The organism is Faecalispora jeddahensis, from assembly GCF_000577335.1.
Taxonomy (GTDB): domain Bacteria; phylum Bacillota; class Clostridia; order Oscillospirales; family Acutalibacteraceae; genus Faecalispora; species Faecalispora jeddahensis.
Genome location: NZ_CBYL010000037.1, coordinates 1 through 12,954 on the forward strand (window position 1 = coordinate 1; position 12,954 = coordinate 12,954).

The 12,954-nt window shown below is 52.3% G+C and carries 12 protein-coding genes; 9 read left to right on the forward strand and 3 right to left on the reverse strand.

All coding sequences use genetic code 11. The features are described from left to right. Nucleotides 1-559, forward strand: a 559-nt coding sequence (locus TY09_RS13180) for a GOLPH3/VPS74 family protein (protein ID WP_042435255.1), incomplete at its 5' end; no start/stop codon positions are given. Nucleotides 560-576: 17 nt separating this feature from the next. Then, complete coding sequence (locus TY09_RS13185; RefSeq protein ID WP_042435258.1) at nucleotides 577-837, forward strand: helix-turn-helix domain-containing protein; 261 nt, start codon at nucleotides 577-579, stop codon at nucleotides 835-837. A 216-nt stretch (nucleotides 838-1,053) separates the two neighbouring features. Here TY09_RS13185 and TY09_RS13190 read toward each other — a convergent pair whose 3' ends face one another. Further along, the gene (locus TY09_RS13190) at nucleotides 1,054-1,488 is read right to left on the reverse strand and encodes a Dps family protein (RefSeq protein ID WP_042435261.1); all 435 of its coding nucleotides are present in this window, start codon (nucleotides 1,486-1,488) and stop codon (nucleotides 1,054-1,056) included. Nucleotides 1,489-2,095: 607 nt separating this feature from the next. On the opposite strand from TY09_RS13190, the gene TY09_RS13195 reads away from it, so the two are divergent. From TY09_RS13195 to TY09_RS13230, 7 genes are all read left to right on the forward strand, one after another. After that, a complete protein-coding gene (locus tag TY09_RS13195) occupies nucleotides 2,096-3,148 on the forward strand; it encodes an inorganic phosphate transporter (protein WP_042435264.1) in 1,053 nt (350 codons plus the stop codon). A 45-nt stretch (nucleotides 3,149-3,193) separates the two neighbouring features. Beyond that, nucleotides 3,194-3,817 (forward strand): DUF47 domain-containing protein, encoded by a 624-nt coding sequence (locus TY09_RS13200; protein ID WP_042435267.1) that lies wholly within the window; start codon nucleotides 3,194-3,196, stop codon nucleotides 3,815-3,817. A gap of 578 nt (nucleotides 3,818-4,395) precedes the next feature. Next, complete coding sequence (locus tag TY09_RS13210; RefSeq protein WP_042435271.1) at nucleotides 4,396-5,952, forward strand: L-lactate permease; 1,557 nt, start codon at nucleotides 4,396-4,398, stop codon at nucleotides 5,950-5,952. A gap of 152 nt (nucleotides 5,953-6,104) precedes the next feature. Then, entirely contained in the window at nucleotides 6,105-7,526 is a 1,422-nt protein-coding gene (locus tag TY09_RS13215) for an FAD-binding oxidoreductase (RefSeq protein ID WP_042435273.1), read from the forward strand. A gap of 134 nt (nucleotides 7,527-7,660) precedes the next feature. Then, nucleotides 7,661-8,800: an acyl-CoA dehydrogenase family protein gene (locus TY09_RS13220; RefSeq protein WP_009061831.1), complete on the forward strand. Its 1,140-nt coding sequence runs from the start codon at nucleotides 7,661-7,663 to the stop codon at nucleotides 8,798-8,800. Nucleotides 8,801-9,089: 289 nt separating this feature from the next. Next, the gene (locus TY09_RS13225) at nucleotides 9,090-9,890 is read left to right on the forward strand and encodes an electron transfer flavoprotein subunit beta/FixA family protein (protein ID WP_042435277.1); all 801 of its coding nucleotides are present in this window, start codon (nucleotides 9,090-9,092) and stop codon (nucleotides 9,888-9,890) included. A gap of 14 nt (nucleotides 9,891-9,904) precedes the next feature. Next, entirely contained in the window at nucleotides 9,905-10,906 is a 1,002-nt protein-coding gene (locus TY09_RS13230; protein ID WP_042435280.1) for an electron transfer flavoprotein subunit alpha/FixB family protein, read from the forward strand. 384 nt (nucleotides 10,907-11,290) lie between these two features. Here the strand turns inward: TY09_RS13230 and TY09_RS13235 are convergent, their stop codons facing one another. Further along, nucleotides 11,291-12,040 (reverse strand): FadR/GntR family transcriptional regulator, encoded by a 750-nt coding sequence (locus TY09_RS13235; protein WP_042435289.1) that lies wholly within the window; start codon nucleotides 12,038-12,040, stop codon nucleotides 11,291-11,293. Between the two features lie 83 nt (nucleotides 12,041-12,123). Beyond that, the gene (locus tag TY09_RS13240) at nucleotides 12,124-12,951 is read right to left on the reverse strand and encodes a metallophosphoesterase (RefSeq protein WP_042435292.1); all 828 of its coding nucleotides are present in this window, start codon (nucleotides 12,949-12,951) and stop codon (nucleotides 12,124-12,126) included. Between the last annotated feature and the right edge of the window lie 3 nt (nucleotides 12,952-12,954).

Here is a 12,954-nt window from a genome sequence, read left to right on the forward strand (position 1 = left end):
CGGACTTTTAGAATTGTTGTATTCCGGTACGATTTCAATAAACGAAGAAAAGAAAATTGTTGTCCTAAAGGAACTGGATCGCAGTCAAGCCCATCTGGAGTCGCTTTACGCCATCTTAACGAACCGCAAGCCCCTGAAGGTATATGACCTTGCGGTCAAATATGTCTTTTCGTCCCATAGGCTCCCGGATGAATTTCTGCGCGCGCTCTGCCTGCCGATGGTGGAACAGCAGGTCGTTTCCCCCGAAATCGGTGGACTGTTTCACAACAGGCCCGTCTATGTGCCGAATCAGGAGGCGGTAAGGAAAACCGTTGAGAAAATCCGTGCAGAGTTTCTGGAGGGCGGCCCGATAGATGACGAAACACTTGTGCTTGGCGCATTACTGCAGAAAAGCGGTCTGATTAAAAACTATTTTTCAAAATATGAGTCGGACACCCTGAACCGCCGCATAGAAGAGATCAAAAAAAGTGAAGCCGGCTCTATGATCAAGAAAATGATCGATTACGTTGACACGCTGATCGCGGTAATGGCCTCTGTCGGCAGCAGCGCCGGTTCGTAACAGGGAGGTGACCGCTCTTGTCAAGGCAAAGAAAGCTGGATGTAATACAGGCCGCGGAATATGTCACCATCGGGGAATTGGTCAGGCTGACAGGCGCAAGATACAGCACCCTGAAATACTACACTGAGGAAGGCATGCTGCCCTTCGAGCAGGAGGAAGAAAATCTGACGCGCCGATACAAGCGAACCAAAGCCATAGGACGTATTCAATGGATCAAGCAGATGAAGGACGACGGCCTCTCCATTTCTCAAATCAAAAAAGCCCTTGAGGCCGAATAGAGGATCGCATGGTTCCATGATCCTGCCGGATTTTGAGCGGAGGAAGAACTCTTCTGTCTCAATGACTGCTTTCCCTCCCTGGCGGCAGCTTTTCACAAAGAAGCGTTTTCTGCATTAGCACTGCTTTCAATGATCCTAAAAAACAGATCGGCCCTTGTCACCACGCTTACAGCGAGGCAGCAAGGGCCGATTTTTCAGTACGTTACTGCGATGGGGTTATGCCTGATAGGCACGCAGCATCCAAAGCAGTTTTTCGTAATGCTCCAGATATCCATTGAAAAGGTCTGCAGTGACAGAATCCTTCTCTTCTTCCGCTAAAGCAACGAGTTCTTTTGTATCCCGTACCCAGTACTCAACATCGGTGCAAAGCTGATGGATCGATTCTTCGGAAGTAATCGGTGCGCTGTTCAGTTCTTTGATCGTAGCAATGTCAAGAGCCTGCTTCAAGTTCGCGATCGGCGCCTGACCCAAAGCCAGCAGGCGTTCCGCAACTTCGTCGATGACATCTGCGGTATGGTCGTACAATTCTTCAAATTTTGCATGCAGCGTAAAAAACGCACTTCCCTGCACATACCAATGCAGATTATGCAGCTTAATAAACGCAACTTCCTGATTGGCCAAATAAAGGTTCATTTTCTCTGTTAAGCTCATTGATTCTCTTCCTTTCATTTTAAACTTCAAATATCAGGTAACATCCATAATATTCAAGAAAAGCATACCATATTTTTCAACTTAAGTCCATTCGTTTTCGAAACTTTTCATCTGCAATAAAAAGCTCCCGGAGTAATTGTTTGATTTCGGCCTTGATTTAAATACAAGTTATTATTTCGCTTATAGATATAAATTATTATTTAATCATTTTTAATGATTAAATAATAATTTATATCTATATTTATATTTCATATCATTATAATTTTTTCTATCACTTCTGCCGATGAAAGTTTTTATTTATGCTGACACACTTTTAAAAACTATTTAATGATTTACTATAAAAATCATATTAAAGAGCCCTGATTTTCCTTGTGATTCTATACATTTTTATCTTTGCCGTTTCTTCGGTTTTTGATTTTTGGGGAAAACTATTGTGAACATTTACGTCTTTTTTCCCTGAAAATTGCGCGATCATTGATATAGTTTGAGAACTTTTCTTTTTCCAAATAAAATATCTTTCGCTTCTGAGAAGATGTGATATAATGAAAACGAACAATTTTAAAAACAGGTTAAAAATTGATTAATTTTTCATGTAAGGGGAGTGTAAATGACTGTTTCACTAACAGATTTTATATCGTGGATATCGGCTTACCCCATGCTGGGAATCACTGCGCTGCTTACGACCGGAGTGATTCTTGTAAACGGCTGGACGGACGCCCCCAACGCGATTGCCACCTGTGTGTCTACCCGCGCCATGGCACCAAGAGCCGCCATTATGATGGCGGCCGTATTCAACTTTTTAGGCGTTTTTGTTATGACTTCCATCAATGCCAGTGTGGCCGCTACCATTTACAACATGGTCGACTTCAGCGGCAATACGCACGAAGCCCTCGTCGCTCTGTGCGCCGCGTTGCTGGCGATCGTCATCTGGGCCACCGCCGCCTGGTGGTTTGGAATCCCAACGAGTGAAAGCCACGCGCTGATCGCCGGTCTTTCCGGCGCGGCGATTGCCCTGCACGGCGGCCTTTCCGGCATCAACGGCGCGGAATGGATCAAGGTCATTTACGGTCTGGTGCTCTCTACCCTGCTGGGGTTTGCCATGGGCTGGGGCAGTGCCAAGATTACGCAATCCATCTGCTGTAAAATGGACCGCCGGCGTACGACCGCGTTTTTCCAGAAAGCACAGATTGGCGGCGGCGCTGCCATGGCATTTATGCACGGCGCGCAGGACGGCCAGAAATTCATGGGCGTGTTCATGCTGGGAATGTTCCTGGCCAAGGGTGAAGCAAACGTGCCGAACTTTCAGATTCCCATCTGGCTGATGCTGTTCTGTTCCCTGGTGATGGGCCTCGGAACCTCGATCGGCGGCTACCGCATTATCAAGGCCGTCGGCATGGACATGGTGAAGCTGGAAAAGCACCAGGGCTTTACGGCAGACCTTGCAGCCGCAGCCTGTCTGCTGCTTTCTTCCCTGACAAGCATCCCGGTTTCCACCACACATACCAAAACCACCTCCATTATGGGTGTTGGCGCCGCAAAACGTCTTTCTTCCGTTAACTGGGGCATCGTAAACGAAATGGTAATGACCTGGGTACTTACCTTCCCCGGATGCGGAATTATTGGTTTCCTGATGGCTAAACTGTTTATGACGATCTTTTAAATCCGGCATATGCCGACACCTTGACGAAACAGGAGAATCGAAACTATGGCGAGAAAAAGTGATCAATATTATTATAGTGTATTGTCTGAGGGCATCGATTACTGCATGCAGGCTGCCGATCTGCTGCTGGAAACACTGAAAAATTACCACCCGGAAAAGATGGACGCCTGTATTCGGGACATGCATGCCATTGAGCACGCAGCCGATCTGGGCAAGCATGTGATGATGAGCCGCCTTGTCAAGGAATTCATCACCCCCATTGAGCGCGAAGATATTATTGAGCTGGCCCAGACGATCGACGACGTGACCGATGAAATCGAGGACGTTGTGCTTCGCCTGTACATGTTCCACACCAAAGTCATTCGCCCCGAGGCGCTGCAGTTCGGTTCTATCATCGTTTCCTGCTGTAAAGCCATGAAGTCGATGATGGAGGAGTTTCATAACTTTAACAAATCCGGCACCATCCACCAGATGATTATAGACATCAACCGGATGGAGGAGGACGGAGACAAGCTGTACACAGACGCGATTCACGCATTGTACGCCGATCCCTCCGATCCGATCGAAATCTTCACCTGGACCGAAATCTTCAACCGCTTGGAGCGCTGCTGCGACGCATGTGAGGATGTGGCCAATGTGGTGGAAAGCGTTATTATGAAAAACACCTGATCCCTTTTCAGAAGAAAATCACACATATTTGCGGCGGGCAGTGATAAGCTGTCCGTTTTTTCATTGAGGTACGGCAAAGCATGTTCTGCTTGGCTGTGCCTGTTTTTATTTTACGCGGAATGACGATTCTCTCCGCCATTCAATACAAAACCGTGTTTGCTCCGCGCATTTGCAGAATCGGCAGAGGACATTCCAATGCAACTCAGTGGAACGATCAGGGTCAAATGAATGATCTTCCATACTTTGAAACGTTTTCTGTATGATGGAATCACCTGATTTTCAGATACTCTGCCCGAATTCCCGTGTCATTTTTTGAAAGTCTTTCCGGCTTTCGTCAGATTTTCCAAAGACGGTATTCTTTCCCTATATTGGTAGAGCCAATAATCTTTCATTCTTAATGTATATTCTTAACATTTTTAATATAATCAATCGAAATGCACAAATTTTGTTATTGACAAAGCGTTTTTTCCAGAGGATAATAAGACAAAGTGACAGTGCAAGGGGAGTGCTCTGTCATTTCATGCGCAATTTGGTAGTATCAATTCAATTATCAAAGGCGCCAATAAGGAGGAGCAATTGTGTTTCTGGAATTTATTCTTGCGCTGCTGCCGATTCTATGGCTTGTTGTATCCTTATGCTACCTGAAAATGCCTGCTTACAAAGCCTGTCCTGTAGCGCTCGTCATTACCGTTCTACTGGCACTGTTGTATTGGAAAGCACCCGGAATTGAGGTATTTACCGGCGGATTGGAAGGCGCGACAATGGCACTTTGGCCCATTTCTCTCGTCATCATCGCCGCGATCTTTACATATAACCTCACCGTGAAAACCGGGGCTATGGCAAAAATTCAAAAAATGCTGACATCCGTTTCAAACGACAAGCGGGTGCTGGTACTGATCATCGCCTGGGGCTTTGGCGGATTTATGGAAGGAATGGCCGGATTCGGAACCGCCGTTGCCATCCCCGCCAGCATTCTGTGCGGTCTCGGCTTCAATCCCATTTTCGCCGCTGTTGTCTGTCTGGTGGCAAACGCCACCCCCACGGCATTCGGGTCGATCGGTATTCCCACCGTGACAGCCGCGTCTGTTTCGGGCCTTGACCCGCAGGCTACGGCAGTCGTGGTATCGCTGCAGCTGTTCCTCATGGTCGTTCTGACCCCGTTCCTGCTGGTCACGATCACCGGCGGCGGCCTGAAGAGCCTGAAAAGCAGCTGGCACATCGCGCTGATTTCCGGCCTTGGGTTTGCGGCGGTACAGCTTCTCGCGGCCCGCTTCATCGGCGCGGAACTGCCTGCGGTAACCGGATCGGTCGCAAGCATGCTGCTGACCATCTTTGCGGCAAAGGTCTTTTGTAAGAACACCCCGAAGGAGTATCAGCTTTCTGAGGAAACCAGCGCCGAGCTGCAGAAGCAGGAGCATCCGGGCCTGCGCGAGGCTGTGATCTCGTGGTCCCCGTTCCTTTTGATCTTTGTCTTTCTGCTCACCGTTTCAAAGCTGGTGCCCCCGATTTACAATGTGCTTGCTGCGGTTAAAACCAGCGTTGTCATTTACGCGGGCGCAGGGGCCACGCCTTATACCTTTTCCTGGCTGACCACCCCCGGCGTTCTGATTTTCATTGCCGCGTTTCTGGGCGGGCTGCTGCAAAAGGCCACCCTTTCTGACATGGCGCAGGTGCTGGTTCAGACCCTGAAGCAGATGCTGAAAACCATGATTACGCTGATCACAATTCTGGCCGCTGCGAAGATCATGGGATACAGCGGCATGACCCGCGACATCGCCGCGTTCCTGGTAGCGGTTACCGGCACGGCTTACCCGCTCGTAGCGCCCCTGATCGGCTCGATCGGCACCTTTGTTACCGGCAGCGCAACCTCCTCCAGCGTGCTGTTCAGCTCGCTGCAGGCAGAGACCGCCCGTGCCATCGGCCTGCAGGAAATCTGGCTGGTGGCCGCCAACACCATCGGCGCCACGGCCGGCAAAATCATTTCGCCCCAGAGCATCACGATCGCGGTGGCCTCTACCGGAACCAGCGGAGAGGAAAGCAATATCCTTCGCACCACTCTCAAATATTACCTACTGTACATCGTGATTTTCGGCCTGATTTCTTATTTTGGGTACAGTCTTCTCTCTTTGGTTTGAAAGCGACACGGCGCTTGTTTCCCGGAACACGGCGCCTGCCTGAACCTCCCCTTTGGGCAGGGTATTTGCCGGAACTGAAAATCTTAGGAGCAAGCAGCCTCTAGTATGGATTGGATAAATCATTTGTAGTAATTAGGAAAGGAACATGCAGTATGAGTCAGTACAACAAGGTCACCCCTGAATTGATTGAACAATTCAGGCAGATCGCACCGAACCGTGTTTCCGTCAACGGAGACATCAACGACGATTTCACCCATGACGAAATGCCGATTTACGGCAAAGCCTGTCCTGAGGTCGTCATCGAAGCCACCTCCACAGAAGAAGTGGCGGCTGTGATGAAGCTTTGTTATGAGAACAGCATTCCCGTCACCCCCAGAGGCGCGGGCACCGGCCTGACCGGCGGCGCGGTTGCGCTTTGCGGCGGCGTTGTTCTCTCCACCACCAAGATGAACAAGATTCTGGGCTATGACAAAGAGAACCTGAACGTCCGCGTTCAGTCAGGCGTTCTGCTCAACGATCTGGCGGAGGACGCCATAAAGCAGGGCCTGCTCTATCCCCCGGATCCGGGTGAGAAATTCGCCACCCTCGGCGGCAACGTCGCCAACAACGCTGGCGGCATGCGCGCCGTGAAATACGGCACCACCCGCGACTATGTACGCGCCATGACGGTCGTACTGCCCACCGGCGAAATCGTCCGCCTGGGCGCAAGCGTATCAAAGAGCAGCAGCGGCTACAGCCTGCTGCACCTGATGATCGGCTCCGAAGGCACGCTCGGTATCATCACTGAGCTGACGCTCAAACTGATCCCCCAGCCGAAAGAAGTCGTCAGCCTGATCGTCCTGTTTGAAAACCTGGAGGAGTGCATCGCCGCTGTTCCGCAGATCATGCTGGCACACCTGCAGCCCCAGGCGCTGGAATTCATGGAGCGCGAGATCGTCATCTCCTCTGAGGCTTACCTCGGCAAAAGCGTATTCCCGCAGGAGTTTGAGGGCAGCCAGGTCAACGCCTACCTGCTGATTACCTTTGACGGCGAAAACGCCGATCAGCTCGACGAGATCATCGAGAAAGCTTCCGAAGTCGTTCTGGAAGCCGGAGCACTGGACGTTCTGGTCGCCGATACCCCGGCGCTGAAAAAGGACGCCTGGGCAGCCCGCAGCTCGTTCCTTGAGGCAATTGAAGCGCAGACCAAGCTGCTGGATGAATGCGACGTGGTCGTGCCCACCAGCAGAATCGCGGAGTACCTCACCTACATCAAATCTATCGAGGCGGATTACGGCTTCGAGATCAAGAGCTTCGGCCACGCAGGCGACGGCAACCTGCACATTTACACCTGCTCCAACGACATGGAGCTGGAGGACTTCAAGAGCCAGGTGCACGACTTTATGAAGAAAGCCTACGCCAAGGCAACGGAATTCGGCGGTCTCATTTCCGGCGAGCACGGCATCGGCCATGGCAAGCAGGCTTATCTTTCTGAAATGGCCGGCCCGGTGAACATGCGCCTGATGAAAGAAATCAAATCCGTCTTCGATCCGAAGGCGATTCTGAACCCCGGAAAAGTCTGCTTAAAGCTGTAAGAAACAGCTTCCATGAAGAACAAAAAACAGATTTCTTCTCTGCTTTCGGCAGGGAAGAAACAAGAACCTTGATTCTATTCTTTGATAAAAGAACTGGATCAGAAACCACATTATTTTGAGCGGAGGAAAAAGCAATGGCATATATCATTTCTGAAGAAGGCCAGGAGCTGCTGGGTGCAGTAAAGGAATTCTGCGAAAAAGAAGTCAAGGAGCAATGCAAGGAATATGACAAAACCGGTGAATGGCCGAAAGAGATTTATGATAAGGCAATTGAAATGCAGCTGCATATGCTCGAGGTTCCCGAGGAATACGGCGGAATGGGCCTTGATCGTGTCTCTGTTGCCGCTTTGATCGAGCAGATGGCGATTGCCGATTCCGGCTTTGCCACCACGATTTCCGCAAGCGGACTCGGCATGAAGCCCGTTCTGATCGGCGGCACCGAGGAACAAAAGCAGCGCGCGTGCGATTTGATCGTGGACGGCGGCTTCGCCGCTTTCTGCCTGACAGAGCCCGGCGCGGGCTCCGACGCTTCCGCCGGCAAGACCACCGCCGTCAGGGATGGCGACAGCTACATTCTGAACGGCCGCAAATGCTTTATTACCAACGGCGCGGTTTCGTCCTTTTACTGCGTGACCGCTATGACCGATAAATCCGCCGGTACCAAGGGAATCTCCATGTTCTACATCGAGAAAGACACGCCCGGTCTTTCCACGGGACATGAAGAGGATAAGATGGGAATCCGCACCTCCAACACCTGCGACGTGGTGCTCGAGGACTGCCGCATTCCCGCTTCCAATTTGATCGGCGCCGAAGGACAGGGTTTCTCCATCGCCATGAAAACGCTGGATCAGGCCCGCGCATGGATGGGCTGTATTGCCACCGGCATCGCCCAGCGCGGCATGGAGGAAGCCATCGCCTACGGCAAAGAGAGAATTCAGTTCGGCAAACCGGTGCTGAAAAATCAGGCACTCCAGTTCAAAATTGCCGACATGGCCATCAAGATTGAAACTGCCCGCCAGATGGTGGCCCATGCCCTTACCCTGATGGATCTCGGCCTGCCTTACAGCAAGGAATCCGCGATCGCAAAGTGCTATGCGTCCGATATCGCGATGGAGGTTGCCTCCGAAGCGATTCAGATGTTCGGCGGATACGGCTACAGCCGTGAATATCCGGTGGAAAAACTGCTGCGCGACGCGAAGATTTTCCAGATTTTTGAGGGAACCAACGAGATTCAGCGCATTGTTGTTGCCAATAATACCATTGGGCGCTTCTGATTCGCTGAAACGCTCGCTTACACTGTCACCCTCAAAGTGACTTACGTGAAAACTGCGATTTCTTCCCTCGCCCCGGCGGGAAAAGAATCAACCGTTTTCAAAACGCATGTTCCTGCAAGGGGAACGGAACTTGAAACAAATGGTGCTTCTCTCCCCGTCTTTAACGTGAAGAGAAGCAAAGGCATTCTTTTTGTAAAAAGAACGAAACACAAGCACACAGCAATTCTTTCCCCGCCTTCGGCGGGGAAAGAATCAATCGCCTTACTATTCTGCAAGGAGAACGAAACACATGGAAATACTGGTATGTATTAAGCAAGTGCCGGACGACGCGGCTGAAATCCGCCTGAAGGCGGATGGAACGCCCGATCTGGACGGTGTGGCGCAGGTGGTCAACGCGTTTGACACCTATGCCCTGGAAATGGCGACCCGCCTGAAAGAAGCGGTCGGCGGTGAAATTACGGTGATCAGCGTGGGCGGCGAAAGCGCCCGCGACGCGCTGAAAACCTGTCTGGCAGTTGGCGCACAGCATGCTTTTCTGCTGACTGATCCCGCTTTTGAGGGTTCCGACAGTCTGGGCAAGGCCCGGATTCTGGCCACGGCCAAGGCCAAGCTGGAAGAGAAATCCGGCAAGCCCTTTGACCTGATTTTCTGCGGACTTGAGGCCACCGATAAGGCCACCGGCCAAACCGGCGCACAGCTGGCCGAGCTGCTGAATCTGCCCCTCATTACCAACCTGACGGATATCTCTTACGAAAACGGCACCGTCACCGCAAAGCAGGAGACCGATTTTGGCTACAACCTGATCGATTCCGCAGCACCGTGCGTCGTTACCGTGAATACCCCGGCCTACGCGCCCCGTTACCCCACCATCAAGAGCAAGCTGGCCGCGAAGAAGATGCCCATCGACCCCATTTCTCTGGCAGATTTGGGCGAGGATGCCGGCAAAGTCGGCAAGCAGGCAGCCCTCACCCGCACCGTAAGGTTTGCGGAGCCGCCCCAGAAGGTGGCCGGGGTAAAAATCAAAGAAGAGACCTGCGAGGATTCCGCCCGCCGGGCCGTAGCCATGATGGTCGAAGCAAAAGCGCTGTAAGGGAGCATTGAAACATGGAACAAAATCAAACTCAAAACGTATTGGCGTATGTAGAAACCGCCGGCGGAAAACCCGTGAACGTCGGTCTGGAGCTGCTGACGCTGGCCAGAACGATCGCCGACGCTGCCGAACAGAAAGTGACCGCTGTGCTGATTGGCAGCGGGCTGGACGAAGCTGCACAGCGGGTTGCCGCTCTTGGCGCGGACAAGGTAGTTGTTGTGGATGACCCCGCTTACACCGCCTTTTCAATGGATGAATACACCGGCGTGCTGGAGCAGCTCGTAAAAGACGAAAATCCCGCCGTATTCCTGATGGGAAACACTCCGCAGGGCAAGGGGATTGTGCCCCGCCTGGCGGCCCGCTTTCAGAGCGGCTGTGTTGCGGACGTAACCGCTGTCTCCATCGAAGACGGCGCTCTGCACTGGATTACCCCTCGCTTTGGAGGCACTGTGCTGGCGGAAGAGGTCATCGAAAACTCCGCGGTGCAGTTTGCAACCGTGCGCACCGGCGCGTTCTCAAAGCCTGAAACCGCACAGAATACCGCTCCGGCAGAAAAGAAGGCGGTTTCCGTTCCGGCCGACTCCATCCGCACGCAGATCCGCGAAGCGGTCAAGGAGCTGACCGAGAGCGTAAACCTGGAAGACGCCGATGTGATCGTATCCGGCGGCCGCGGCATGGGAAGCGCGGAAAACTTTAAGCTGGTGGAAGAGCTGGCAGCCCTTTTGGGCGGCGTGGTAGGCGCTACCCGCCCCGCAATTGAAGACGGCTGGGTTTCAAGAGCGCATCAGGTCGGCCAGTCCGGCAAGATCGTTGCGCCGAAGCTGTACATTGCGTGCGGTATTTCCGGCGCGACACAGCACGTTTCCGGCATGTCCTCCTCCGGCTTTGTTGTGGCAATCAACAAGGATGAAGACGCCGCTATTTTTGATGTGGCGAACGTCGGCATTATCGGCGACGCGGTCAAGGTCATCCCCGCGATGATCGAGGAAATCCGCAAAGCGAAGGCAGAAGCCTGATTTCTCTTATCCCCCCTCCCGTTTGCCTGTCTTCTCCACCTGAGAGCATAGACGCAAAGCTGTAATGACTCTTCTTTCTTCCCCTGCTGTAATCGAAGGGAAGCGAGCGAGTATGAGGGAAGCCGGGCGAGTACGCGGCTTTGCTCTTCCTGCTCCGGAGGCACAAACGGTTTTAAAAATAATCCTTTTTTCTGCAATTTTACCGGTTTATTACAAATAGAGCAGGGCAGATCGACGATCTGCCCTGCTCTATTTTCTTTTTCATTTATAATAGTAATATCAACCGTTAACTTCTTTCCCCCACGAATGATGGAGAAGCAATCGCCGCTTCTATGTAGCGTCACTTTTCAAGTGGATCGACTGGAAAGCAGGCCGCCAAAAGCTCTATTCCTCCTCGAAAGGCTCTTCTTCCTGAGGGGGAGAAAAATCAGCCATAAAACCCTGCTCGAGCATGTATTCCTCAATCAGCGCAAAATGATCCTGCACCGCCAGAGAAAGATGAAGCTTATTCCGGCGGCACAATGCGTTGACGATCTGTTCGTGCGCGTATTGCAGCTTGTGCCCTGTGTCGTCGTGCAGCAGAATATTGTAACGCAGATCGTGGATAAAGCGGTCGATGGAATCCGACAGCGCGCGCAGAATCTGAATGATCAGCTCGTTGCCCGAAGCGATGGCGATCAGCTCATGCAGCTCCTTATCCAGCAGGTCGGCCTCTTCCCCTTCATGGGTGCGCAGCCCCTGAACGAGTTCTTCCAGCCTCGCGATCTGATCCGCAGAAATACGGTCCACGGCAAGCATGGCGGCCTCCAGCTCCAGCCCTCTGCGCAGCTCTGCCAGCTGCCGGTAGCTGATCCTTTGCAGCAGCGACAGCAGACCGAAGGTATCTTTCAGGCTTTGGCTGATGTCGCAGCAGATAAAGTTGCCCGCACCGTGCTCACTGCGGATAAACCCCATGTGCTCCAACAGTCGCATGGCTTCCCGCACGGAATTGCGCCCCACCCCGAGCTCTTCTGCCAGCTTCCGCTCCGGGGGAAGGGAATCCCCCAGCGAAAGAGTTCCATCCTTTAGCTTTTGCTGCAAATAATCCAATACCTTTTCGTACGCTTTTGAGTTTTTTTCTTTTTCAACTTCCATTTGGTCCACCCTCCACCGCCGGTGCGCAGGGCCGTTCTCTCCGCACAGCCACCAGGCGATATTATAATCATTCGGACATTTTGTTATGCGTTGCTTTGCAGAGTAACCACGACGATTTCCGGGCGATTAAAGACCCGGACCGGAAAAAGACTGTTCCCCAGCCCCCGGCTGACAACCATCGTCGTTGCGCCCCGTGTATAAGAGCCGCTGGTATACCGCGGGAAGATGCCCTGGCCCGGCGCTACGAGCCCGCCCACAAACGGCAGCCGAATCTGGCCCCCGTGGGCATGGCCGGTAAACACCAAATCCATGTGATGTTCCGTATACAATGAAAACAGCTCCGGACGGTGGCAAAGCAAAATCTGAAAGGCATCCGGCGACGACCATCGGGCCAGATGGCCCGCGAGCTCCGCCGTATGATCCCCGTCCGTATCGTCTGAATCGGCGAACGCGGGATCCCGCAGCCCCAGCAATTCGATGGAACTGTTCCCGATGGATATCTTCTCCGCCGCGTCCTCCAGCACATGAACCCCTGCATCGGTCAGGCGGCTTTTGATTTCGGGGTATTGTCTGAGCCTTGATTCATGATTCCCGGATACATAGTACACAGGGGCGATTTTCACAGCGCCGTTTACCAGCTGCATGGCCGGATCCAAACGATACCGCCTACTATCCACCAGATCACCGGTAATGACAATCAAATCAGGCGACACGCTTTCCAGCCGGTTCAGCAGAGCATTTTGCCCGCTGCCAAATTCTTTATTGTGCAAATCGGAAATCTGGGCGATCACATATCCGTTAAATTCTTCCGGAATTTTAGGATTGCGATAGACCGATTTGGTTATCACAATGCTGTTATTCTGCCAGATGCAAAAAAGGATCACGCACAAACCGAGCAATAAGAAAACCATTCG

Excerpts from the sequence above, each read along its gene's own strand:
- TY09_RS13215 (WP_042435273.1), top strand. The coding sequence starts at position 6,105 with ATGAGTCAGTACAACAAGGTCACCCCTGAATTGATTGAACAATTCAGG.
- TY09_RS13240 (WP_042435292.1), bottom strand. The coding sequence starts at position 12,951 with ATGGTTTTCTTATTGCTCGGTTTGTGCGTGATCCTTTTTTGCATCTGG.
- TY09_RS13230 (WP_042435280.1), top strand. The coding sequence starts at position 9,905 with ATGGAACAAAATCAAACTCAAAACGTATTGGCGTATGTAGAAACCGCC.
- TY09_RS13200 (WP_042435267.1), top strand. The coding sequence starts at position 3,194 with ATGGCGAGAAAAAGTGATCAATATTATTATAGTGTATTGTCTGAGGGC.
- TY09_RS13225 (WP_042435277.1), top strand. The coding sequence starts at position 9,090 with ATGGAAATACTGGTATGTATTAAGCAAGTGCCGGACGACGCGGCTGAA.
- TY09_RS13190 (WP_042435261.1), bottom strand. The coding sequence starts at position 1,488 with ATGAGCTTAACAGAGAAAATGAACCTTTATTTGGCCAATCAGGAAGTT.
- TY09_RS13195 (WP_042435264.1), top strand. The coding sequence starts at position 2,096 with ATGACTGTTTCACTAACAGATTTTATATCGTGGATATCGGCTTACCCC.
- TY09_RS13235 (WP_042435289.1), bottom strand. The coding sequence starts at position 12,040 with ATGGAAGTTGAAAAAGAAAAAAACTCAAAAGCGTACGAAAAGGTATTG.
- TY09_RS13220 (WP_009061831.1), top strand. The coding sequence starts at position 7,661 with ATGGCATATATCATTTCTGAAGAAGGCCAGGAGCTGCTGGGTGCAGTA.